The organism is Stutzerimonas stutzeri (genome assembly GCF_000952685.1).
Lineage (GTDB): Bacteria > Pseudomonadota > Gammaproteobacteria > Pseudomonadales > Pseudomonadaceae > Stutzerimonas > Stutzerimonas stutzeri_E.
Window position 1 is genome coordinate 91,487 of the sequence record NZ_JYHV01000026.1, and the last position, 24,012, is coordinate 115,498.

Below are 24,012 nucleotides of genomic sequence, written 5' to 3' on the forward strand. Positions count from 1 at the left end.
GCGGCGCCAGGCGGTCCCGAATCGCCCGGCGCCGCGCCGTGCGATCAGCCTTTCAGCTTGACCGCGGTCTGAGCGACCAGCTCGCCCTGATAACGGGCGATGGTCAGCTCCTTCTGGGACGGCTGACGCGAGCCGTCGCCGCCGGCGATGGTCGAAGCCCCGTAAGGCGTGCCGCCGTTGACTGCGGAAATGTCGAAGAACTCGCCGATGCCGTAGCCTGTCGGCACGATGATCATCCCGTGGTGCGCCAGCGTGGTCCAGGTCGAGGTGATGGTCATCTCCTGCCCGCCACCGGTCCCGGTGGAGGTGAATACGCTGGCCACCTTGCCATGCAGCGCGCCCTTGGCCCAGAGGCCCCCGGTCTGGTCGAGGAAGTTGCGCATCTGCCCGGACATGTTGCCGAAGCGGGTTGGCGTGCCGAAGATGATGGCATCGTAATCGGGCAGTTCGGCCGGGCTGGCGACCGGCGCGGCCTGATCGACCTTGCCGCCGGCGTTCTTGAAGGCGTCCGCCGGCATGGTCTCCGGCACGCGCTTGATGGTCACCTCGACACCCTCGACGCGGCGTGCGCCTTCGGCGACGGCGTTGGCCATGGTTTCGATGTGGCCGTACATCGAGTGATAGAGCACAAGAATCTTCGCCATCTGTATTTCCTCTTCCTGGTTGGTGTTCCGGTTCTTTGCGTCTTACCGGACGCTCAGCATGACTGGGTCGTCTTCCAGACACGCCTGCCAGCCGCGCCCCGGTATTCGGCAACCTGTCCGATGGAAAGTGTCGCGGCACAGACGCACATCGACCCGGGGCGACATGACGCGCCAGTAAACAAGCCGATCTTCCATTGGATTGCTGCGTGCTTGGGTAGATTATTCCGCACGAATCAATCGATAAATCGGATATAACCGCCGCGGGACGTCAGGCAAGAAACCCCAGCACGTCCTCCAGCAGCAACTCAGGCACTTCTTCTGGAAGGTAATGACCGGCCGGCAACGCCCTGCCCTCTACATCCACCGCCACTGCCCGCCACTCCTTCAGCGGATCGAAACAGCGCTGGATGACGCCCCTCGAACCCCAGAGCACCAGCAACGGTGCCTGGATCATTCGGCCGGCGGCGCGGTCCTCGCGGTCATGCTCGAGATCGATGCCAGCGCTGGCCCGATAGTCTTCGCAAAAGGCGTGAATGGTGCCGGGCAGCTTCATGCAGCGCAGATATTCGGCGTAGGCCGCGTCGCTGAATGGATGGACATGGTCGGCACGGGTGGCCACGGCGCTGCGCAGGATCAGTTCGGGATCAGCCTCGAGCAACGTTTCCGGCAACGGTGCTGGACGAATCAGAAAGAACCAGTGCCAGTAAGCCCGAGCAAAGGTTTCGTCGGTCTGACTGTACATCGCCAGGGTCGGTGCGATGTCGAGCAGGATCAGTCGCCGAACCGCTTGTGGATGGTCCATCGCCAGACGGTGGCTGACCCTCGCACCGCGGTCATGAGCCAGAATGTCGAAGCGCTCGAAACCCAGCTTGCCCATCAGCTCGACTTGGTCGCGGGCCATCTCGCGCTTGCTGTAGGCAATGTGATATTCGCCGCCGTCGGGCTTGCTGCTGTCGCCATAGCCTCGCAGGTCGGCAGCCACCACGGTGAATCGCGCAGCCAGCTCGTCAGCGATCTCGTGCCAAATAACATGGGTTTGCGGGTAACCGTGCAGCAGCAGCAACGGCGGACCTGAGCCGCCCTTGCGATAGTTGATCGTCACACCGTTAACGTCGCATTCGCCGCGCTGGAAGTGCTCGAACATCGGACCGCTCCTGCAGGAAAAATCTTAAGCCTAGGCGCAGGCGGCGCGTTCGCAACGGAGCATTGCAACAGACCTGCGGTACCGATCGAGTTACGGGCCCGAGGTGCCAGCAGGCTCAGCCGAGCGCCAGCGGCAGAAACAGCGCGATAAGAATACCCAGCAGGCTCATCCCCAACGCGGCGAATGCCCCGCACTCATCACCCTCTTCCAGCGCCCGCGCCGTGCCAATGGCGTGGGCATTGATGCCGTAACTCAACCCACGGGCCGCCGGGTGATCGACGCCGGCCCAGCCCAGCAGCAGCGGCGCCAGCGCCGTTCCGATCACACCGGTGAGCATCACGAATACCGCGGCTAGCGAAGCCAGGCCGCCAATCTGCTCGGCCACCAGCATGGCGATCGGCATGGTTGCGGCCTTGGGCGACAAACTCATCAGTACGGAGAAGTCCGCTCCCAACGCCCCGGCGATCATCAGTGTCAGGACCACGCCCAGTACTCCACCGCTGACCAAAGTGATAAGGATCGGCCAGAACAATTGCTGGATACGCCGTATATGCCGGTACAACGGCACCGCCAGCGCCACAGTCGCAGGGCCGACCAGCACGGCAATCATCGAGGCATCGGCCCGGTAGCTCGCATAGTCGATTCCGCACAGATAGAGCGTGCCGACCACCAGCAGCATGCCGACCATGACCGGCTGCAGCACCAGCCAACCACTGCGCCGGTAAAGCGCAAGCGCCAGTTGGAACGCGATGAGGGTCAGCCCCACGGAAAACAGGGGGTGCTCCAGCGTCATTACCCAGACGCCGCGCCAGTCGACATCGCTCATGCCTGATCCTCCTGACGGCTATCCATACGCCTGATCAGCACCTGCATCAGCCAGCCGCAGAACGGCACGGTCACCGCGAGCGACAGAACCAGCCCGGCCGCGATGGCGGGCAGGTCGGCAAGCAGAGCATCGCTGCTGGTCATGATTCCCGCCGCCGGCACGATAAGCAGTAATGGCAGGTACTGCAGCAACAGCGCGGCGGTTTTCTCCAAGGGTTCCGGAATACCCCGTCTCAGAAGCAGTACGCCAAACAGCAGCACCATGCCGATGATCGGGCCGGGCAGCGCCGGCAACAACGAAAGGTGGATGACGCTGCCAAGCAGCTGCAGTACGACCAGCCAGGTCAGGCCTTTGAGAATCATTGGGGTCCTCGATGAACAACAGAAGGGAACGGGGATGATGCCGGGAACGGCGGCTCACGGCACGCTTTCGCAACGCCGTTTGGACTATCACCCGGCTGCGCCTCGACGAAACAGGTGCAGATCGGTCTGAAAAAGTCGGATCAGCGGCACAGTGCGCACTGTGACCTGAGGTCGCAGGCTCCGCTCATTCTTTTTACTCACCGGCGTTTTCGGCGTCCCTGCGCCCTTCGTGGCGGGGGTTCTCCGCTCGACACAGGGCGCGCGAAGCCTGTGATTCTTCGAATCGAGTCATCATCTGATCCGTATTTTTCCGTCCGACCTGAGCCTGTTATGCACCCGGTGTGCGTCCGATCATCAGCGCCGCCTGATTAGCCTGATAGGGGCGACACAATGACCGAACGAATCCCCGCCGCGATCATCGACTCCGTTGATCCGCGCAAGCCCATACGCCTGACGCCTGCACAAGCGGGCGGCCCGATCCACACCCGCAGCTTCAGCGGCCTGTTCCGCAATCTGCGCCTGGTCGGCAGCGGACTGCTGTTTCTGCTCTATTTCGGCACCCAATGGCTAACCTGGGATGGACGCCAGGCAGTGCTCTGGGATCTGGGCAAACAACAGTTTCATATCTTCGGAGCCACCTTCTGGCCACAGGATTTCATCCTGCTGTCAGGCTTGCTGATCATCGCGGCATTCGGCCTGTTCTTCATCACCGTGCTGGCCGGCCGCGTCTGGTGTGGCTACGCCTGCCCACAGAGCATCTGGACCTGGGTGTTCATGTGGGCCGAGAAAATCACCGAGGGTGATCGCAGCCAGCGCATCAAACTGGATGCCGCGCCCTGGTCGCTCAGCAAGCTCTTGCGGCGCAGCACCAAGCACGCGGTCTGGCTGGCGGTGAGTCTGGCCACGGCAATTGCTTTCATCGGCTACTTCACTCCGGTACGCGAGCTGGTGGGCGGCCTGTTCAGCCTGCAACTGAGCGCGACCACCGGCTTCTGGTTGTTCTTCTTCACTGCCGCCACCTATATCAATGCCGGTTGGCTGCGCGAGAAAGTGTGCCTGCACATGTGCCCTTATTCGCGTTTCCAGAGCGTGATGTTCGACGCTGACACGCTGGTGGTGTCCTACGATGCCGCACGCGGTGAGCATCGCGGCGCGCGGCGCAAGGACAGCGACCCGCGTGCCAAAGGCCTCGGCGACTGCATCGACTGCACCTTGTGCGTGCAGGTCTGCCCCACCGGCATCGACATCCGCGACGGCCTGCAACTCGACTGCATCAGCTGTGGCGCTTGCATCGACGCCTGCGACAGCGTGATGGACAAGATGGGCTACGCTCGAGGCCTGGTCCGCTATACCTCCGAACGTGCCCTGGAAGGTGGCAAAACTCACTTGCTACGACCGCGCCTGGTCGGCTATGCCGTCGCCTTGGTGCTGATGGTTGGAACGTTCGTCTGGGCATTGGATGCGCGGCCAATGCTCTCGCTGGACGTGACCAAGGACCGCACGTTGTATCGGGAAAACATGCAAGGCCAGATTGAGAACATGTACAGCCTCAAAGTTATCAACAAGACCCAACAACGCCGTGACTACCTGATCACCCTCGGCGAAGGCCCTTTTGAGCTGCATGGCCCGCGCGAGGTCAGCCTGGCACCTGGGGAGATCGTTGATCTGCCGGTCAGCGTGGCGCTGGTCGACAATGAAGAAAGCACACACCGTGAGCTGCACTTCGCCGTTAGCGACGCCAGCGAGCCAGCAAGCCGGGTAACGGCGCCGAGCACCTTCATCGCGCCCAGGGTTCCGTAGAACGGCCATGACAGTTCCACACGGCCCAAGCTGCGATACTCGGCCACATCGTCAGCCAGCATCGCCACGGGTGAGTCAGGACAAGATGAAGCGCTACGAGAAATTCGCCGACGAAATCGCCGAGCTGATCCGGACCGGGGTGCTGACGCCAGGGGAAAAGGTGCCCTCGGTGCGTCATGCCAGCCGTACCTGCGGTATCAGCCCTTCGACCGTATTCCAGGCTTACTATCTGCTCGAGGATCGCGGCCTGATCCAGGCCCGGGCACGCTCCGGCTATTTCGTTCGCGAGCACATCAAGCGCCCGCTGCACGAACCCGAAATCAGCCCGCGTCAGAGCGAAGCCACGGAGGTCGGCGTCAGCGAGCTAGTGTTCTCCGTACTGGCCTCGCTTCGCGACCCCGACACCGTGCCCTTCGGTTCGGCCTTTCCCAGCCCCGAGCTGTTCCCACTGCAACGTCTGGCGCGCTCCATGGCGCAGACCGTACGCGAGATGCCGGCTCGCGAGGTGGTGGCGGAAATGACCAGCGGCAATTCCGATCTGCGTCGGCAGATCGCCCTGCGCTACATGGTCAGCGGGGTGATGCTGCCGATGGACGAACTGGTGATCACCACCGGGGCCATGGAGGCACTGAACCTCTGCCTGCAGGTCGTCACCGGCCCCGGCGATCTGGTCGCCATTGAGGCGCCGGCCTTTTATGCCACCTTGCAGGTACTGGAGCGGCTCAAGCTCAAAGCCGTGGAAATTCCGGTGCATCCTCGCGACGGCATCGATCTGGACGCGCTGGAAAGCAGCCTGACCAATCTGCCGATCAAGGCCTGCTGGTTCATGAGTAGCCTGCAAAATCCGCTCGGCGCGAGCATGGGCACGGAGAAAAAGCAGCGCCTCTATCAGCTGCTGCAGCATCATCAGGTGCCGTTGATCGAGGACGATGTCTACGCCGAGCTGTATTTCACCCGCGAGCCGCCGAAACCGGTGAAAAGCCACGACCATGAAGGATTGGTGATGCATTGCGGCTCGTTTTCCAAGAGCCTGGCGCCGGGCTACCGGATCGGCTGGGTGGCAGGCGGCCGATACGCAGAGCAAATCAGCCGGCTGAAACTGATGACCACCCTCTCGCCCTCGGTACCGGCGCAAGCGGCCATTGCCGACTACTTGCAGCACGGCGGCTATGACCGGCATCTGCGCAAGTTGCGCCATGCCCTGGAGCGCCAACAGGGGGAGATGCTCGCCTCCGCCGCACGACACTTTCCCGCCAGCACACGCGTTACCCGGCCCAGCGGTGGTTATTTTCTGTGGTTCGAATTTCCCGAGCAGGTCGACTCACTGCAACTGCTGCAGCTCGCGCTCGCCCAGGGCATCAGTCTGGCTCCCGGGCCGATCTTCTCAGCCACACAGCGCTTCAGGAACTGCGCACGACTGAACCATGGCCATCCCTGGGATGCACGCAGCGAGAAGGCCATGGAATTGCTAGGACGAATGATCAAGTCGTTCTGAGAATGCCTCGACGGCAAATACCTTAATGCTAGATTTCAATCGTGCCTTGCAGGTACTGCACCGCTCGCCCGGCCACGAATACCCGCTCCCCTTCGATCCGGCAGTACAGCAGGCCACTGCGACGCGAGGCTTGCAACGCGACCAGCGACGATTTGCCCAGCCGCCCGGCCCAATAGGGTGCGAGGCCGGCATGGATCGAGCCCGTGACCGGATCTTCATCGCCACCGTTGGCCGGCCAGAAGTACCGGGAGACGAAATCTTGCTCACGCCCTGGCGCGGTGATCACCACATCCAACGGCGCGAGTGACTTGAGCGGGGCGAGATTGGGTGTCAATTGACGCACCTGGTCCTCATCCTCATATACCGCGAACCAGGCCTGTCCGTTTCGCAAGACCGCGTACGGCGGTACGCCCAGCCCCTCGACCAAGGCAGCCGGTGGGCTATCGACGCGCTCAGGTTCGCGGTTAGGGAAGTTCATTTCCAGCCGGCCATCATCCAACTGCGCAACGCTGACATCGCCCACCGCAGCGGCACGAAAGGTCAGCGGCGCCTTTGCCATACCTTGGCCGAGCAGCACGAAGGCGCTGGCCAGGGTCGCGTGGCCGCAGAAATCGATTTCGGTAAGGGGTGAGAACCAGCGAATGCGAAACGCACCGTCCGGCTCACGAACCAGAAAGGCGGTCTCCGACAGATTATTCTCGACGGCGATCGACTGCATTTGCGCATCGCTCAACCATTGTTCCAGCGGCACCACTGCCGCGGAGTTGCCTTTGAACAGCTCATCGGTGAATGCATCGACCTGGTAAATCGGCAGTTTCATGCTCGGCCCTCATCCCTGCGCGACATCCGCCACCGGACGCGCTGTCAGGCAAGTCTCGCCGAGCGGGGTGCGCCCGGCAATCCTTGACACTGCGCGAGAGCTAGCGATGAATCAGCGCCGCGATACCATCCCGGCCGTCAACGTGGGCTGGATCGGCCCGGCGGGCGGCTGACACTGCGTCTGCGCCCCTACCTGCAGGTACGGCTGAAGAATCGGCGCCATGCCTTTGAGTACCTGCACCGGTAGCGCAGAGGTGAAGCGGAAGCTGTCTGCACCACGTCCGGGAACATAGGCGGTCAAGGTGCCGAAGTGATTCGGGCCAAGGAAGAAGACGAAGGTAGCCGTGCGATTCAACGCCAGCGAACTGATCAGCCGCCCACCGGAACCGACCGTCTGAATGCGGTTATCGCCCGTTCCGGTCTTACCGCCGACCCGCAACGGCTCGCCATCAGCCTGCACGAAACTGCCACGCAAACGCCGCGCCGTCCCGCCTTCGACCACGCTGGCCAACGCCTCGCGCAAGGCCGCCGCCACTTCGCTGTGCAGCACCCGAGCGCCTGCGTCCGGCTTAATTCCGAAACGGGTCTCGTACGGCGTGTCGCTGGCGAAATGCAGGCTGTCGATGCGCACGCTGGGCAGCCGTACGCCATCGTTGACGATGATGCCCATCAGTTCCGCCAGTGCCGCCGGACGATCACCGGAGCTGCCCAACGCAGTGGCCAGCGAGGGCACCAGATGATCGAAGGGATAACCCAGGCGCTGCCAACGGCGATGGATATCGGTGAAGGCTTCCACTTCCAGCATGATCCGGATACGGCTGTCACGAGCACTCTTGTGACGACTGCGGAACAGCCAACCGTAGACTTCCTGGCGCTCGGCGGTACTGGCGGCAATCACCTCCGAAATGTCTGCGTCGGGATGCTTGATCAGATAGCCCAGCAGCCACAGATCCAGCGGATGCACGCGGGCGATATAGCCCTGATCCGGCAGGCTGTAGGCCCCCGGGCCGTAACGGGTGTACAGCGAGTCGAGCGACTTGTCGCTGACCTCGACGTTCGGCAGGTTCTTCTTGAGGAAGCGGTCGAACGTCGAGCGGTCGGCGTCCGGCATCAGATAGCGATGCACGGCGGCAAGACGCGGCGGCGTGGGTCGCATGCCGTCGAGAAGCGCTTCGATGCGCTCATCGGCGGTCTTGCCGCGGTATTTCTTCCAGAAGCGCTGCAAGAACACCGAGCCCTCGCGATCGGCAAAGCGCCTCAGATACTCGCGCCGCTCCGGGTTGTCGTCGCTTTTCAACAACTCGGCCCCGTTGGACGTCTGATAGGTGCTGTAGCTGACCAGATCCCGCATCAGGCGCACGAACGGCAAGTTGATCGATTCCTGCAGCGCCTCGCGCATGGTCGGCAGGCGGCCGTCGTCCTCATGACGGAAGTTGTTGAAATGGTGCATCCCGGCGCCGGTAAAGAAGCGCTCGGCCGGACTCGCCGAATAGCGTCGTTCCAGCGCCGCATCGAGCATCGCGGGCAGGTTCCGATCCTCGTGCTGGATCAGATAGCCGAGCGCCCAACGCGTCAGCGGATCGACCGCCTCGGCCTGGCGCAGTTCGCTGACCTTGCTCTGCGCGTAGCGGTCATGCAGCTCGGCGATGACTTCGAGATAGGTCGTCAGCACCCGCAACTTGGCTGTCGAACCCAACTCCAGCTTGCTGCCCTCGTTGATATCGAAGGGCTGGTTGGTGTTGTCGGTCTGCACGCGCACACGAAACCCCTGCTCGCCTCGCTCGAACAGGGTAAAGCTGTAACGCACGTCAGCGGTTCGCTCCGGCGACAGCATGCGCTCGCCGAACAGGCCGACTTCACCGGCGAACTCCGGCTGCGCCAAGCGATGCAGGTACTCACTGACCTGTGTCTGTAATTCACCATGCAACGGCGTGGTCGCGGCCAGGTCCAGACGATCCAACTGGTACAGCGACACGCCGAGCAGGCTGCTCAGGCGCATGCGCGCCGCCGTGATGCCTTTGCTTTGCGGCACCTCACGAATACCCGGTTCGACTCGAAGGTCGCGGAACACGACCTTCTGCTGCAACGCCGCGTTGCGCAACCGTGTACCGATCACGCCACCATTGGCCAAGAGACGGATATGGCTGTCGGTAAGCTCGGCCAGGTCATCGCGTCCCGCCCCCAGGTAATAGGACGGCCGCCGCTGGGCAATCAACAACGAAAGCACCTGGCGCAGCGCCAGTCCTTGGGCTTCGTAGCTGGAATCGGCGTTACGGCGCGAATCGAGCAGACGGTTGACCTCGGCGAAGTCCGCGCCATACCAGAGGCGCAAACCGTCAGCGATACCGTGAACTTCGCCGTGCCCGTAGGCCGCGGAGAGTGGCACGCTGTTCAGATAATCGCGGACGATGCGCTTCCTCGTCGCCATGGTCTGCTGGCCTTCGCGATAGGTGCGTACGCTAGCGGAGATCATCTGCCGAATCTTTTCCTCGGCGTCACCGGTACGGCCTTCAGGTGAATGGCGGTACTTTTCCACCTGAGTCGCCAGGGTACTGCCGCCAGCCGCCTGGACCGACAAGCCAAGCTTCTTCTCGACCTGACTCACCGCGGCCATGGTGAAACGCGGCCAATCCACAGCAGGATTGGCGCGTGGCCGCCCCTCATTGAGCAAGCCGCGGTCCTCGATGAACAACAGGCTCATCGCGATGACTGGCGGCACGTCTTCGAAAGATTCGTAATACTGGTGCGGGTAGCTATTGGCATACAGCGGTTCGCCGCGGCAATCGTCAATGGTCAATCCGGCCTGGGATTTCTCCGGATAAGGCACAAAAAAGCCATTGCTGGCGTAACGCTGCAAAGCGGGAGAGAAGCGCACCTGCTGTTGGATATCGAACCCACGCTCGCTCAATCTTTCGATGAATACAGGCAAAGCCGAATAGCCCAACCGTCTGTCGAATGGGCCTGCGTCCGGAAAGTGAATATTGGTACTCGCACCGGGCTCGACCCGATAGTCCAGATTTTCCGCGTAGCGGCTCAACCAGAGCGCCTGCAGCTTCGAGGTATGCATCTCATGCCAGGCGGCATAGCCACCGCCGGCCAGTAATGAAACGCCCAGCAACAGACTCATGCGGCGCGCCAAACGGCTTCCGTGCGAAGGTGTTCTACCCGGTTTGCTGGTGGATGACGCGCGTTTGCTGCCACCCGTCCGGGACGTATCGGTCCGCCATACTGCGCCCATCTTTTCGGCCTGGCTTCCTAGAGAAATCACAGGCTTAAGCTTAGCTGGCGGCGCTTCGTTCGGCGTGCTCAAGCAGACGAACGGAGAGGCTCAAACCCACGGCCTGAAGGCGAAATCAGCACGGCCGGCGACGCCCATTCATTGTATCCAGCGCGGATAAAATCCGAGCTGCTCCTGCCGTTGGACGTCCTGCATTTGCGCAACCTCGGCAGGCAGTGGCTTCGGGTCGCTTTCAGCAAGCGCTGCGTCCCCGCGGAAGAAGAAACGCCGTCCATCATCCAGAGTAAGAAACAACCCCAGGGCGCCATGTCCAGGCAGTTTCACCAGCACCAGCCGTTCGTCGCCAAACAGGTCCAGGCTTTCCTCGAACCCATAGAACGGCCGCTGATCGAAGTGCAGCGGCTGCCACCTGACGCCATGGGCAAATTGCGTCGGAAGGACCGCAGGTGGCGTCGCGTTACGGGCGTAATGAATGCTTTCGGAGCTCGCCAGCACCGGCAGATCAGCGAAATCAGCCAACCCCGAGGCGTACTCCCAACGAGCACAGCCCAGCACGACCCGGTCAACCACCAGATGATCACGATCGAGCTGCTCGCGCACCGGCTGTACTGCACTGTAGCGCTTTTCCCGCCAGGGTATTTCGCTGTCCAATTGCTGGTCGATCTGCCGACCCAGCCCAGTGCCGAACAGCAATCGACTACCCCGGTGCTCAATCAACACGGCAATGTGGTTGACCGGCGGTGGTTCTACCCAGCCGCCGTCCCGCCAGGCGTATTCGCTACTGGTCGTGGTCTGCGCGGTACGCACCAGGCTAAAGCGCAGCTCCGCGGCGTTCACGATTCCAGACAGCAATATCAACGACAAGCCAACCATTCTCAGGCACATGGCTCACGCTCCTGCATCGGGAAGAAAGGGTGAGCGTTGGGGTGCAGTGAATGCCAGCGGCAGGCGCGAACGCCTCAGCGTCCAGCGCCCCGGCGTCAATGCCAGCATGCGCTCCGCGCCAGGCGGTGCCTTGATACCCAACGCTGGGTATTGTTCAGGCCAGATCAGCTCGGCACGAGCCTGTACATGCAACAGATCGCCGCTGCTGAAATCGATCAACAGCAGTCCACAGCGCGGCTCGCGCTGCAAATTGCCAAGCGTGTTGAACAGCCGATTGCCGCTGTAGTCCGGCATCCAGAGCCGACCGTCCTGGCCGATCTCGACGAAACCGGTCGGGCCGCCACGATGCGAGATATCTACTCCACCGCCCCGAGAATCCGAACTCTGAGTGGCGATGAACAGGGTGTCCGCCGCCTGCACCAGGCCCAGCCATTGTTCATCCAGGCCGAGACCTTCGAGCATTAACCCCGGCAGACGTGGGGTCGACTGCCAATCACGCGCCTGTATGTATTTCGGGCAATTGCCGAACGATTGCGCGACCGCAACGCTGAAGCCCCGCTCGTCGCTCTCGACGATTCGCCCGTTCATCCGGTTGCGCCGGCGTGTCGGCCACTCGAGTCCGAGCAACCCCACCGCGGCACGCGGCTGCAGCAAGGATGCGATCGGATCGTCGATTTGCGGCCGGGCACCGACACAAAGCAAGGCGGGATGCGGCGACCAGGCGAACCCGGCCGCGCCCCAGAGCACCGATGCATGAGGCTGCCCATCGCTGTCCACTGCCGCCACCAGCACAGCCGGCAGCTGCGCGAAAAATTCCCGATGCTGGTCCGGCATGAACGAGCGGATCATCCGGCTGCCTATCTGCTCGGCTTTTTCGCGAACGCCGGCGCGGGTCTGAACGGATTGCTCGCCGACGTGGAAGGGACTGCTCATAGCGGTATCCCCTATTCCAGACCGGGCATGCCGATGTACCCCGGCAGCTCACGAATGCGCGAACACCAGGTACGTATTGCCGGATACGGGACGAGATCGATGCCGCCCTCACCCGCCAGCGCGGCATAGGGATACACTGCGATATCGGCGATGGTCGGCGCAGCGGTTTCGGCCAACCAGGCATGCTCGGTGAGCTGCTGTTCGACGATCTGCATAGCGGCGAGTGCACGGGCGGCGGTCAGCGTTTCGTCGATCGGCCGACGAAACAGCCGCCCTACCCGAGCAGTGGCCGGACCATGATGCATCTCGTTCGCCGCGAAACTCAGCCAGCCCACGATGCGCGCCTGGATCAGCGCGTCCTGTGAATACCAGGCCTCGTCGGCGTAACGGCGCGCCAGGTAGACGAGGATCGCCTGTGAATCAACCACTCGGTCATCGCCGTCTTCCAGAACCGGCACCTGCCCGCGCGGATTGAGGGCGAGAAATGGAGCCTGCTTGTGCTCGCCCGCAAGCAGATTCACCGGCACCAGCTCGACCGGCTGGCCGATCAGGCTGAGAAACAGGCGCGCCTTGTAGCAGTTACCGGACAGGGTCAGATCGTAGAGTTTCATCGTGTCGCTCCTTTGGGCTGAAGGCTGGAAAAGCACGACTGGATAATAGACAGACCTGTCTGTACACTGCAAGCGCAAAGTGTCACATGGATCGGCAATTTGGAGAGCGCTGAACCACTCCCGCATAATGGCCACCCGAGGAGACCTGCATGGCAACGAACAAGCGCGACCTACTGCTCAGCACCGCCGAGCGGCTGTTCTACACAGAGGGCTACCACGCCACGGGAATCGACCGGATTCTCAGTGAGTCGGGGGTGGCCAAGATGACGCTGTACAAGCACTTCAAGTCGAAGGAAGAGCTGATCCTGGCGGTGCTCGACGCGCGCCAGCAGCCAATGTTCGAGCGCCTGCGCGAAGCGCGCGACAGGCTGCCACCCCGCAAGGCACTGCTCGGGGTGTTCGAAGGGTTGAACAATATGATTCACAGCCCGAGCGCATTCTGCGGCTGTCTGTTCATCAATGCCGCGGCCGAATATCACGACCGCGAACACCCGATTCACCAGCGCTCGGCCGCTTACAAGGCAGAGTTTCAGATGCACTTGCGCGGTCTGCTGGAGGCGCTCGACGCGCCGCAGCCGGAGCAACTCGCACGGCAACTGCAATTTCTGATCGAAGGTGCGCTGAGCATGGCGCACATCGAGGGGCCACGCGATCAGGCGCTGGTGGCCAGAGCGGCGGCCGAGCAGTTGTTGCAGGCCGCTGGCATCTAAGGCAGGGGCTACCTTACCCCTGAGGCTCTTCCTTGACGCGGAACCAAGCGGCGTAAAGCGCTGGCAGGAACAGCAGGGTCAATGCAGTCGCAACAATCAAGCCACCCATGATGGCCACCGCCATCGGCCCGAAGAATACGCTGCGTGACAGCGGAATCATTGCCAATACCGAGGCCAGCGCAGTCAGCACGATAGGGCGGAAGCGGCGTACGGTGGCGTCGATAATGGCATTGAAACGATCCTGTCCGGCACCGATATCCTGCTCGATCTGATCCACCAGAATCACCGAGTTACGCATGATCATTCCGGACAGCGCGATGGTGCCGAGCATGGCGACGAAACCGAACGGCTTGCCGAACAGCAGCAGGAACAGGGTCACACCGATCAGCCCCAGCGGCGCGGTCAGGAACACCATGGCCGAACGCGAGAAGCTCTTGAGCTGAAGCATCAGCAGGCTGATCACGACAATCACGAATAGTGGCATGCCGGCATTCACCGAAGCCTGGCCGCGGCTGGAGTCTTCTACGGTACCGCCAACCTCGAGCAGATAGCCGCTGGGCAGCGCGTCGCGAATCTCGCTCAGCGTCGGCTCGATCTGCTGCACCAGCGAGGCCGGCTGCTGATCGCCGTAAATATCGGCACGCACCGTCACCGTCGGCAGGCGATTGCGGTGCCAGATCACGCCTTCTTCGAAGCCGTACTCCAAGGTGGCGACCTGCGACAACGGCACGCTGCGCCCGCTGTCAGTGGGAATCGCCAGACTCGGTAGCATCGAGAGCGTCTCACGTTCACGCGCGGTACCGCGCAGCTGGATCTCGATCAGCTCATTGTCCTCACGGAACTGGCCGGCAGTGGCGCCAGTGAAGGTGCGCTTGAGGAAATTGGACAACTCGACCGTACTCACCCCGAGGGCGCGCGCGCGGTCCTGATCGACATTCAGCCAGACCACCTTGCTCGGCTCCTGCCAGTCCAAATGCACGTTCGCGACGTAGGGGTTCTCACGCACCTTGGCCGCGACCTGGCGCGCCAGTTTGCGCACCACATCGATGTGCTCGCCCGTCACTCGGAACTGCACCGGGTAACCTACCGGAGGGCCGTTTTCCAGACGACTGATGCGACCGCGCAAGGTTGGGAAATCCTCACGCAACCGCTCGATCAGCCAGCTGCGAAGGGCCTCGCGATCCTCGATGCTTTTCGCCAGTACCACGATCTGGGCAAAGCTGGTAGCAGGTAATTGCTGATCGAGCGGCAGGTAAAAACGCGGCGAGCCATTGCCGACATAGGCGACGTAATTATCGATCCCTGCGCGGTCCTTGAGCATGTCTTCGAGACGGTGCACTTCGGCTTCGGTGGCCTTGAGCGAAGCACCTTCGGTCAACTTGAGGTCGACCATCAGCTCCAAACGACCCGACGCAGGGAAGAACTGTTGCGGAACCACGCGGAACAGGCCGATCGCACCGACGAAGAGCAGCAGGGTCAGCACGATCACCGTTTTGCGTCGCTGTACGCAGAATCGGATGACCCGCCGCACCCGCTGATAGACCGGTGTCGAATAGGGGTCGTGCCCGCCCTCGCCACCACCGTGCTTCTCCGCATAGCGCTTGGCCAGATCCGGCAACAGCTTCGCGCCCAATAGCGGGACGAATACCACCGCCGCTATCCAGGACGCCACCAAAGCGATGGTCACCACCTGGAAGATCGAGCGGGTGTACTCACCCGTGCTCGATTGAGCCGTGGCAATCGGCAGAAAGCCAGCCGCGGTGATCAAGGTACCGGTCAACATCGGAAAGGCTGTGCTGGTCCAGGCGTAACTTGCCGCCTTGAGCCGATCGAAGCCCTGTTCCATCTTGATGGCCATCATCTCGACCGCGATGATCGCATCATCCACCAGCAACCCGAGCGCCAGAACCAGCGCGCCCAGGGAAATCTTGTGCAGACCGATGTCGAGGTACTGCATGGCGGCGAAGGTCATCGCCAGAACCAGCGGTATCGACAGCGCGACCACCAGGCCTGTGCGTACACCGAGCGAAAAGAAACTCACCAGCAACACGATCGCCAGCGCCTCGATCAGCACCCGCACGAACTCACCGACACTGGTCTTCACGGCAGCTGGCTGGTCGGAAACCTTGCGTAGCTCCATGCCGGCCGGCAGTTCCTGCTGCAGCCGGGCAAACTCGCCCTCCAGCGCCTCGCCCAACATGAGAATGTCGCCACCGGGTTTCATCGAGACGGCGAGGCCAATCGCCGGCTCAGCCATGAAACGCATGCGCGGTGCCGGCGGATCGTTGAAGCCGCGGTAGACGTCCGCGACGTCACCAATGCGGAAGGTGCTACCGGCGACTCTGATAGGGAAGTCTCGAATCTCCTTGACCGTCTCGAAGTTACCGGTGACGCGCAGTTGAACGCGATCGCTGGGGGTTTCGACGAAGCCGGCGGACATGACGGTGTTTTGGGCCTCCAGTGCCTGCCTGACCGCTTCCAGCGGAAGGCCGAGAGTGGCCAGCTTGACGTTCGACAGTTCGATCCAGATTTTCTCGTCTTGCAGGCCGATCAACTCGACCTTGCCGACGTTCTTCACACGTTGCAGCTGCAGCTGGATGCGATCGGCATAATCCTTGAGCACCGCATAGTCGAAGCCTTTGCCGGTCAGCGCGTAGATGTTGCCGAAGGTGGTGCCGAATTCGTCATTGAAGAACGGCCCCTGCACGCCGGCCGGCAACGTATGGCGGATGTCGCCAACCTTCTTGCGGATCTGGTACCAGAGATCGGGGATCTGCTCGGAACGCAGCGAATCACGCGCCATGAAAGTCACGTTGGACTCGCCCGGCCGCGAGAAGGAGACGATGCGCTCGTACTCGCCGGTCTCCATCAGTTTCTTCTCGATGCGTTCAGTGACCTGGCGGGAAACTTCCTCAGCGGTCGCACCGGGCCACTGAGTCTGGATGACCATCGCCTTGAAAGTGAACGGTGGATCTTCGCTCTGGCCGAGTTTGCTGTACGACAGCGCCCCTACGACTGCCAGCAACAGCATCAGATAGATGACGATCTGGCGATTGCCCAGCGCCCAAGCGGAAAGATTGAAGCGCATCCCCGTCACTCCTGAGCCGCCAGTGTGATCGGCCGGTTGTCTCGATCGACCGCCCTCACCGGCTGATTCTCGTGGAGCATCTGCACGCCGGCCAACACGACCCAGTCGTCGGCTTGCAAGCCTCCGAGGATCGGCACCGACGTTTCGCTGAAGGCACCGGTCTGCACCGTGACCCGCTCCAGCGTAGCGTCATCCTTGACTCGCCAGACATAGGCCTTGCCCTGCTCGGCGGTGACAGCCGAAAGCGGCACGGCAAGAGGCACCTCGCCGTTGCTATGGATTGACACCAGAGCGCTTTGACCAAGCTCGGCGGGTACATCGGCATCCGCGAACGCGACACGTGCGGAGTAGGTACGCGACTGCTGGTCGGCAGCCGGTGACAGTTCGCGAATACGGCCCGGGTAGTGCTTGCCCGGATGCGACCAGATCTCCACCGAAACCGCCTGGCCGACCGAATAACGATCCAGAGCCTGCTCCGGCAGGTTAATCGCCACTTCGCGCTCGCCATCGGCGGCCAGCACGAATGCCGTCTGGCCGGCAGCAACCACTTGGCCGACCTCGATCCGGCGTTGCGCGATCACGCCCTCGTGAGTGGCTCGCAGAATGGCGTAGTCGACCTGATTGTTCGCCACATCGAACTCGGCCCGGGCCTGCTGCAGGCGCGCCAGCGCCGAGCGATAGGCATTTTCGGAGGAGTCGAATTGCGAACGGCTGACCAGTTGCCGATCCATCAGCGTCTTGTAGCGCTCACGTTCGGCTCGCGCGACCCGCAAGTTGGCTTCCGCAGCCGCGACCTGAGCACGGATTCCCTCGAGTTGCAGCCGTACGTCCTGCGGATCGAGCTTGGCCAGAGGCTGGTCCTTGCGTACTCGCTCGCCCGCCTCGACCATGCGTTCGGTCACCTTGCCGGAGATTCGGAATGCCAGTTCAGGCTCATAACGTGCGTGCACTTCGCCCGGATAGCTCTCGAACGCTTCGCTGGCCGGTTGCGGCTGAATCACCATCACCGGTCTTGCCGAGAGCGGCTCGGGCTCGCCGTTGCCGCATCCGGCCAGCAAGGCGAAACCAATGACACCGAGGAAAGGCAAGGCATGTCGGAACACGTTGAATCTCTCTCTGTCGCAAGGCGGGTTTTAATACTTATACTGGCCGGTATAGTAAAAATACCGAACTCACCAGTCTAGTATTAAAAAGCCGATATGACAGAAAACCCATCCGTACCCTCTGGCCCGGGCCGCCCGAAGGATCTCGCCAAACGCGAAGCCATCCTCGCCGCCGCTCAGGTGCTGTTTCTCAGTAACGGCTACGAGGGCAGCAGCATGGACGCTATCGCCGCAGAAGCGGGCGTCTCCAAGCTCACCCTGTACAGCCACTTCAAGGACAAGGAGGCGTTGTTCGGCGAAGCGGTGAAGACCACCTGCGAGACGCGCTTGCCGCGCAAGCTGTTCATGCTCGATGAAGGTTGTTCGATCAGGCAGGTGCTGCTGGATATCGGTCGTGCCTTCCATGAGTTGGTCAACAGCCCTGAATCCATTGGCCTGCACCGTCTCATGGTCGCCATGGCGCCGCAGAATTCCGCTCTGTCACGGATGTTCTTCGATGCCGGGCCGCAGCGCTTGCTGTGGGATCTGGAGCAGCTATTGACCCAGGCCAACCAGCGCGGCATGTTGAACACGGACGACCCCATGCGCGCCGCCGAGCACTTCTGCTCGTTGATCAAGGGCGCCGCGCATTTCCGTCTGCTGATTGGCTACGCGGAGCTGCCCGATACCGCCGAAGCGGATAAGCACGTACGGGACTGCGTTGCCTTGTTCATGCGAGCTTATGGGGTGGCAGATACCCCGAAAGGCTGAGTCAAATCGGCTCGTTCGAGGAAACCAGAGCGCCGAAAGCCCCTTGGGTATGCGTGAGCGTCAGGGTGACTCATCTCGGCGCCAGCTGCATGGCGTTCGATCAGCGGTGTTAGTCGTGACTCAGCGCGCCGATCCGGTGAATGGACAGATCTGCGCCGTTGTACTCCTCTTCCTGGCTCAGGCGTATCCCAACGATCGCCCTGAGGAGGCCGTACACGAGGAACCCTCCAGCCAATGCAACCAGCACGCCCAACGCCGAGCCCAGTAATTGACTGGCCATACTGACACCGCCCAGCCCGCCCAACGCCTGTCGACCGAAGACACCACAGGCCAGCCCGCCCCAGACACCACACAAACCGTGCAACGGCCAAACGCCGAGCACATCGTCGATCTTCCACTTGTTCTGCGCTGCGGTGAAGGTCCATACGAACAAGACCCCAGCGACCACCCCAGTGATCAGCGCCCCGACCGGGTGCATCACGTCGGACCCGGCACAGACCGCCACCAGCCCGGCCAGAGGACCGTTATGCAGGAAGCCTGGATCGTTGCGACCGATGACCCACGCCGCCGCAGTCCCACCGACCATCGCCATCAGTGAATTGATCGCTACCAACCCGCTGACGCCTTCGAGCGTCTGCGCGCTCATTACGTTGAAGCCGAACCAGCCGACGATGAGAATCCACGAGCCCAACGCCAGGAACGGAATATTGGACGGCGCAAAGGCTACCAGTCGACCATCGCGATAGCGGCCGTTGCGCCGGCCTAGCAGAGTGACCGCGCCGAGCGCCAACCAGCCGCCCATGCCATGCACCACCACCGAGCCGGCGAAATCGTGAAACGGCGCGCCGAAACGTGCTTCCAGCCAGCTTTGCAGACCGAAGTTGCCGTTCCACATCAGCCCCTCGAAGAACGGATAAATGAACGCAACGATCAGCAGCGTCGCGCACAGCTGCGGCCCGAACCGAGCCCGTTCGGCGATGCCGCCCGAAATGATCGCCGGTATCGCGGCGGCAAAGGTCAGAAGAAAGAAGAACTTCACCAGCGAATAGCCATTATCGACGACTAATTGGTCGGCCGGCTCCATGAAGGTCACGCCATAGGCGATCCAATAACCGATGAAGAAGTACGCCAGGGTCGACACGGCAAAATCGGCAATGATTTTCGATAGGGCATTGACCTGATTCTTCAGGCGCACGGTGCCGACTTCGAGAAAGGCAAAGCCGGCGTGCATGGCTAGCACCATGACGGCGCCCATGAGGATAAAAAGAGTATTGGCGCCGTGAACCAGCACCTCCACCGCACTACTCGGGTTTTCCATTAACTGCATTCCTGCCGAGTGAAACGCACCAAAACAGCAAGCCTTCCCAGCCGCACGCACCATGATGCGTCACAAGCTGATTAGCAACTCGCCACCATCTCCGTTAAGCGATCTCTAGGGCTCATTGAATTCGGGCATCTTTTTCTATTGATTCAACGATTTATGAGAATCGCTCATTGAAGCTGCGCCTTACCGCGCGCCATTTGGGTGCGACGATGAGTAAAGGCGCACCAAACAACTGCAAGCCCCGTACCAGCGAAACGCCTTCTGTGAGCCGATATGGCGCAGGCCGGTCATAGCAGCGTCGCGTGCGAGTGCAGAAATCCAAGAGGAAGGCGCGCTTACTGCGCAGCGCAAGTGGGACTAGAGCGCGGAGAGGGTGCGAAATTCGTCCTGCGCGAGTTGATCGGTCATGCCGCTGACGAAATCCTGCAGCATGCGGCAACGATAATAGAACTCCCACAACGGCTGATCCGGCGAACCTGTGGGATGCGCGTTTAGCGCCTCGTGATAAGCCTTGATCAGCTGACTGGGCAAGCGCCGCGCGAGCATTTGCAGGTGCGGCTCGCTGCGGCATCCGCTTTCGGTCAGGGCCTGGAAGGTTGCCGGGGCCACGCGCAGCAATGGTGCATAGGTATCCAGCAACCCTTGAAGGATTCGATAGCCCTGGAGCTGCAGGGTCTCCACCTCTCGATGGCAAAAGACCCGCTCCATCGCCACGTCCTTGAAGGTTTGCACGATGGCGTTGGCCAGGCTGGCGTCTTCGAGCAGGGCACGGTCCAAAGTGCCGTGATACACCTCCTCGATATGCTCGATGAACTGCTGAGCCGCATGCTGCACGAGCGGATGGACCATGTTCACTCGCAGCCAGATGAAAAACTCGCCGACCTTGTTGATCGGCTCTTTCTCGGCACGCGACTGAGCGTAGGTGACCATGCTGCGGAAACTGCGCCCGGTTGTCGCGATCGGCTCGTCTGGCGAACCGTGCTCGACGAACTTGGCCAACAGCAGTTGCGACAGCTGTTCGATAGTGAAAATACCCTTCTCCACAGAGTCCTCGATGTCCGCCAGGCAATAGGCGATGTCGTCTGCCGCCTCCATGATGTACGCAATCGGATGACGGCCGCCTGATTGCAGTTCCAGCGAAGCTCGCAGATCCCTTATGAACGGTTCCTCGGATAGATAGAAGCCTGGCTTCTTGTGCAGGTAGGCGCCAGGCGTGCCCTTCCCCGGCTTGGGCGCATAGGCCGCTCGGACATATTTGAGCAAACCGGCCGTCTGGGTATAGGTGAGGTTCAACCGCAACAGGCTGACCACGAGTCGAATTGCCTGGGCGTTGCCTTCGAACTGCTTGAGGTCGGCGAGCATCCGGGCGCGTAGCGCTGCATCGCCCCGCTCCGCCGGGACGGCTACATCGAACAGCCCTTCCAGCTTGCCGCCAAACCATTCGCTGATAGCGAATTCACCGAAGTGCCCAAAGGGTGGATTGCCGATATCGTGCATCAGGCAAGCCATCTCCACCAGGCTTTCCAGCGCCCCCTCGAGCCCATCGAGACCATACTCGCCAGCCTTGCTGCCGAGCTGTTTGTACAGCGTGCGGACGATGAAACGTCCCGTCTGCTGGACTTCCAACGAGTGCGTCAGTCGGCTGCGCACCGCCGCATTGCGTTCCAGCGGAAAGACCTGGGTTTTTTGTTGCAGCCTGCGCACCGCAGCGGAGTTGATGATGCGTCCGCGGTCGCTTTCAAGCTGATCGATCACCAACGACAGATCGCCATCGGACGCCTTCAGACCCGATTCCACCCGACCGTAGGGCCGCTGGCGGGAGATCTTGTGCTTGAAATTCACCGGCTCCGGCATGGCTAGGCTCGTTCTTTAGGTGGGAACCGCGAGCCTAGCGCGGCCCGTCAGCTTTACCAAGCGATCAGAGGTCAACACAGCCGTCCGGCGGAGCGTACCGGCAGTAGCAGCTCCCGCAGCGACAGAACAGGGCACAGCCGATACTGGCGAAAATGTTGTCTGACAACATGTTTAAGTTTAGGTAAAAATAGCCGATGTCATAATATGACTTTGCCATTGGCAACCTGCCCGCCTGAGGAAAAATAACAATGAAGAATCTCAAGGTCAGCACCAAGCTGGCTCTAGGCTTCGCCGCGGTTCTGCTGCTGACCATCTGCGTCGCCACCATCGGCGTATTCAGCATGGACGCACTGATTTCACGTAGCGACAAAGCGCAAACCGCTGAAAGCCTGCTCAACGAAGCCAATGAAATTCGCTATGCCCAGGTGCGCTTCGAAGAACGCGGCGATGCCATCTATGCCACTCGCGCAGCCGACGCGGTAGCGAAGATCACCCAGCTGGTCGAGCAGAAAAGAGCCGACTTTTCCGAACCGCAAGATCGGCGGTACTTGGAAAGCATTGCCAACGAAGCAGTCCGTTACCAAGAGGCCTTCTCCAAGCTGGCGGCGTTGCGTGATCTGAAGAAACAGACCCGGGCCAATTGGGTCGACACCGGCAACACCACCGACAAGCTGATCGCCGATCTGGAACGTCGTTGGAACGGGGTGCACGGCAACCCGGTCCTGCACCCGAGCGGCGATATCGCGAACATCGCGCTGCTCACCACCGAATTGTCGAAACAGAACCGCCTGCTGCGCTTCACCGTCCGAGGCTATCTGATGGAGGAGTCCGAATCGGCGCTACAGACACTGAACGAGCAATTCAAAGCGCTTAACGCTGCCATCGCACCGCTGGAGGACGAGCTGATCGGTCCTCAAGCCGAAAGTCTGAAAACGCTCAAAGCGAGCGCCAACGAATATGTCGAACTGGTTAAAAAACTACCGCCGATCGTTGCTCGACAGCAGCAGGCGCGCCAGGACATGGAGGCGATTTTCGCCACGCTTTACGATCATGCTCAGGGGATCATCTCTAACCAGACGCAGATGCGCGCAGAAGATGCGCGCATGAAAAAGCTCCAAGTGATGGCCATTACCGTGCTCGCTATTGTGTTCGGTGTGCTGATCAGTGCGCTGATGGTTCGCCAGATCACTCGACCACTCGATCAGGCCGTACGTCTCGCCGAGCGCATCGGCTCCGGCGACATGACCGGGCAGGAGATCGAGAATCGTAACGACGAATTTGGCCGACTGCTCGAGGCCATGAGCAAGACACGCCGTAATCTGCAGCAGTTGATCGGCCATATCGGTGGCATCACCACGCAGCTGGCGACCGCCTCCGAACAACTGTCGACCGTGACCGAGCAGACCAGCGCGGGCGTAAACAGCCAGCGGCAGGAAACCGATCAGGTCGCCACGGCCATGCATGAAATGACCGCCACGGTGCAGGAAGTGGCACGCAATGCCGAAGAAGCATCAGGGGCAGCCAAGCGCGCGGACGAGCAAGCAACCAAGGGAAATGCCGTGGTGCAACGTGCGCTGTCGCAGATCGACCATCTATCCAACGAGGTCAATTTATCGGCCGCGGCGATGACCCGACTGAATCAGGAGACCGATGGCATCAGTACCGTGCTGACCGTCATCAACGGTATCGCCGAGCAAACCAACTTGCTGGCACTCAATGCCGCCATTGAGGCCGCGCGCGCCGGTGAGGCCGGCCGAGGCTTTGCCGTGGTCGCAGACGAAGTTCGCAGCCTGGCGCAACGCACGCAGCAGTCGACTGCGCAAATCGAAGAACTCATCGGCAAGTTGCAGAAAGGGGCACGTAACGCTTCCGGCATGATGGACAGCAGCAGTCGCCTTGCCGTGGAAACCGTCGCGCTGGCCAGGGAAGTCGGCCACGAGCTGCAGTCAATCACCGAGACGGTATCGGTCATCCAGGCGATGAACCTGCAGATCGCCACGGCGGCCGAACAGCAGAGCTCGGTTGCCGAAGAGATCAACCGCAGCGTACTCAGCGTGCGCGACGTGGCCGACCGGTCCGCCGAAGCGGCCCAGGAAACCGCCACTTCCACCGCCGAACTGGCTCATCTGGGCAACGAACTTCAGACGTTGATAAGTCGGTTCAAGGTCTGATGACACCTGCTCTGCAGGGGGCTGGTCGCGGCACAGAAAGTGTCTATCCAGCCCCACCAATCAGGCGTAGTCTCGATCCCCTCTCCATATTTCTTCGAGGTGTAAAGACCACAGAGCAGACCGATGCAGGGACGCGCAACCCAGCCATCTATCCGCGAGGCGACACCATGAGCAAAGGTATGGACACAAAGAAGAATGCGAAAAAGAAGCCGCTGAAGACCGCACAGGAAAAGCGTTTGGCCAAGCGAGAGAAAG

The 24,012-nt window shown here is 61.4% G+C and carries 18 protein-coding genes; 5 read left to right on the plus strand and 13 right to left on the minus strand.

Going from position 1 to position 24,012, the window contains the following annotated elements; all coding sequences use genetic code 11:
- Positions 1 to 44: 44 nt before the first annotated feature.
- From wrbA to UF78_RS14450, 4 genes are all read right to left on the minus strand, one after another.
- A complete protein-coding gene (gene wrbA / locus UF78_RS14435; RefSeq protein WP_045162905.1) occupies positions 45 to 644 on the minus strand; it encodes an NAD(P)H:quinone oxidoreductase in 600 nt (199 codons plus the stop codon).
- Between the two features lie 268 nt (positions 645 to 912).
- Complete coding sequence (locus tag UF78_RS14440) at positions 913 to 1,788, minus strand: alpha/beta fold hydrolase (protein WP_045162906.1); 876 nt, start codon at positions 1,786 to 1,788, stop codon at positions 913 to 915.
- A gap of 115 nt (positions 1,789 to 1,903) precedes the next feature.
- Positions 1,904 to 2,614: an LrgB family protein gene (locus UF78_RS14445; protein ID WP_045162907.1), complete on the minus strand. Its 711-nt coding sequence runs from the start codon at positions 2,612 to 2,614 to the stop codon at positions 1,904 to 1,906.
- Positions 2,611 to 2,976: a CidA/LrgA family protein gene (locus UF78_RS14450; protein WP_045162908.1), complete on the minus strand. Its 366-nt coding sequence runs from the start codon at positions 2,974 to 2,976 to the stop codon at positions 2,611 to 2,613. Before UF78_RS14450 ends, UF78_RS14445 begins: the two co-directional genes overlap by 4 nt.
- 390 nt (positions 2,977 to 3,366) lie before the next feature.
- Here UF78_RS14450 and ccoG point away from each other — a divergent pair, with 390 nt between their 5' ends.
- Together ccoG and mapR are read left to right on the plus strand one after the other, a co-directional pair.
- Positions 3,367 to 4,776, plus strand: coding sequence for a cytochrome c oxidase accessory protein CcoG (gene ccoG, locus UF78_RS14455; RefSeq protein ID WP_045162909.1), 1,410 nt, complete (start codon positions 3,367 to 3,369; stop codon positions 4,774 to 4,776).
- An 85-nt stretch (positions 4,777 to 4,861) separates the two neighbouring features.
- Positions 4,862 to 6,271, plus strand: coding sequence for a GntR family transcriptional regulator MpaR (mapR, locus tag UF78_RS14460; protein ID WP_045162910.1), 1,410 nt, complete (start codon positions 4,862 to 4,864; stop codon positions 6,269 to 6,271).
- Between the two features lie 28 nt (positions 6,272 to 6,299).
- Here the strand turns inward: mapR and UF78_RS14465 are convergent, their stop codons facing one another.
- From UF78_RS14465 to UF78_RS14485, 5 genes are all read right to left on the minus strand, one after another.
- Entirely contained in the window at positions 6,300 to 7,079 is a 780-nt protein-coding gene (locus tag UF78_RS14465) for a PhzF family phenazine biosynthesis protein (protein ID WP_230623652.1), read from the minus strand.
- A 123-nt stretch (positions 7,080 to 7,202) separates the two neighbouring features.
- Complete coding sequence (locus UF78_RS14470; RefSeq protein WP_080890632.1) at positions 7,203 to 10,328, minus strand: transglycosylase domain-containing protein; 3,126 nt, start codon at positions 10,326 to 10,328, stop codon at positions 7,203 to 7,205.
- A gap of 138 nt (positions 10,329 to 10,466) precedes the next feature.
- Positions 10,467 to 11,213 carry a hypothetical protein gene (locus tag UF78_RS14475; RefSeq protein WP_045162912.1) on the minus strand — a complete coding sequence of 249 codons (747 nt, stop codon included), beginning with the start codon at positions 11,211 to 11,213 and terminating at the stop codon, positions 10,467 to 10,469.
- A 3-nt stretch (positions 11,214 to 11,216) separates the two neighbouring features.
- Entirely contained in the window at positions 11,217 to 12,146 is a 930-nt protein-coding gene (locus UF78_RS14480; RefSeq protein WP_045162913.1) for a pyridoxamine 5'-phosphate oxidase family protein, read from the minus strand.
- Positions 12,147 to 12,157: 11 nt separating this feature from the next.
- On the minus strand, positions 12,158 to 12,757 hold the full coding sequence (locus UF78_RS14485) for a glutathione S-transferase family protein (protein ID WP_045162914.1): 600 nt from the start codon (positions 12,755 to 12,757) through the stop codon (positions 12,158 to 12,160).
- Between the two features lie 149 nt (positions 12,758 to 12,906).
- Here UF78_RS14485 and UF78_RS14490 point away from each other — a divergent pair, with 149 nt between their 5' ends.
- Positions 12,907 to 13,467 carry a TetR/AcrR family transcriptional regulator gene (locus UF78_RS14490; protein WP_045162915.1) on the plus strand — a complete coding sequence of 187 codons (561 nt, stop codon included), beginning with the start codon at positions 12,907 to 12,909 and terminating at the stop codon, positions 13,465 to 13,467.
- A gap of 13 nt (positions 13,468 to 13,480) precedes the next feature.
- On the opposite strand, the gene UF78_RS14495 is transcribed toward UF78_RS14490, so the two are convergent.
- Both UF78_RS14495 and UF78_RS14500 read right to left on the minus strand, forming a co-directional pair.
- Positions 13,481 to 16,555, minus strand: a complete 3,075-nt coding sequence (locus tag UF78_RS14495; protein ID WP_045162916.1) for an efflux RND transporter permease subunit — start codon at positions 16,553 to 16,555, stop codon at positions 13,481 to 13,483.
- Between the two features lie 5 nt (positions 16,556 to 16,560).
- Positions 16,561 to 17,658: an efflux RND transporter periplasmic adaptor subunit gene (locus tag UF78_RS14500; protein WP_045162917.1), complete on the minus strand. Its 1,098-nt coding sequence runs from the start codon at positions 17,656 to 17,658 to the stop codon at positions 16,561 to 16,563.
- Positions 17,659 to 17,754: 96 nt separating this feature from the next.
- On the opposite strand from UF78_RS14500, the gene UF78_RS14505 reads away from it, so the two are divergent.
- Positions 17,755 to 18,408 carry a TetR/AcrR family transcriptional regulator gene (locus tag UF78_RS14505; RefSeq protein WP_045162918.1) on the plus strand — a complete coding sequence of 218 codons (654 nt, stop codon included), beginning with the start codon at positions 17,755 to 17,757 and terminating at the stop codon, positions 18,406 to 18,408.
- 109 nt (positions 18,409 to 18,517) lie between these two features.
- Here the strand turns inward: UF78_RS14505 and UF78_RS14510 are convergent, their stop codons facing one another.
- Both UF78_RS14510 and dgt read right to left on the minus strand, forming a co-directional pair.
- On the minus strand, positions 18,518 to 19,726 hold the full coding sequence (locus UF78_RS14510) for an ammonium transporter (RefSeq protein ID WP_045162919.1): 1,209 nt from the start codon (positions 19,724 to 19,726) through the stop codon (positions 18,518 to 18,520).
- Between the two features lie 363 nt (positions 19,727 to 20,089).
- Positions 20,090 to 21,586 (minus strand): dGTPase, encoded by a 1,497-nt coding sequence (gene dgt / locus UF78_RS14515; RefSeq protein WP_045162920.1) that lies wholly within the window; start codon positions 21,584 to 21,586, stop codon positions 20,090 to 20,092.
- A gap of 248 nt (positions 21,587 to 21,834) precedes the next feature.
- On the opposite strand from dgt, the gene UF78_RS14520 reads away from it, so the two are divergent.
- On the plus strand, positions 21,835 to 23,757 hold the full coding sequence (locus UF78_RS14520; RefSeq protein WP_045162921.1) for a methyl-accepting chemotaxis protein: 1,923 nt from the start codon (positions 21,835 to 21,837) through the stop codon (positions 23,755 to 23,757).
- Positions 23,758 to 24,012 lie beyond the last annotated feature (255 nt).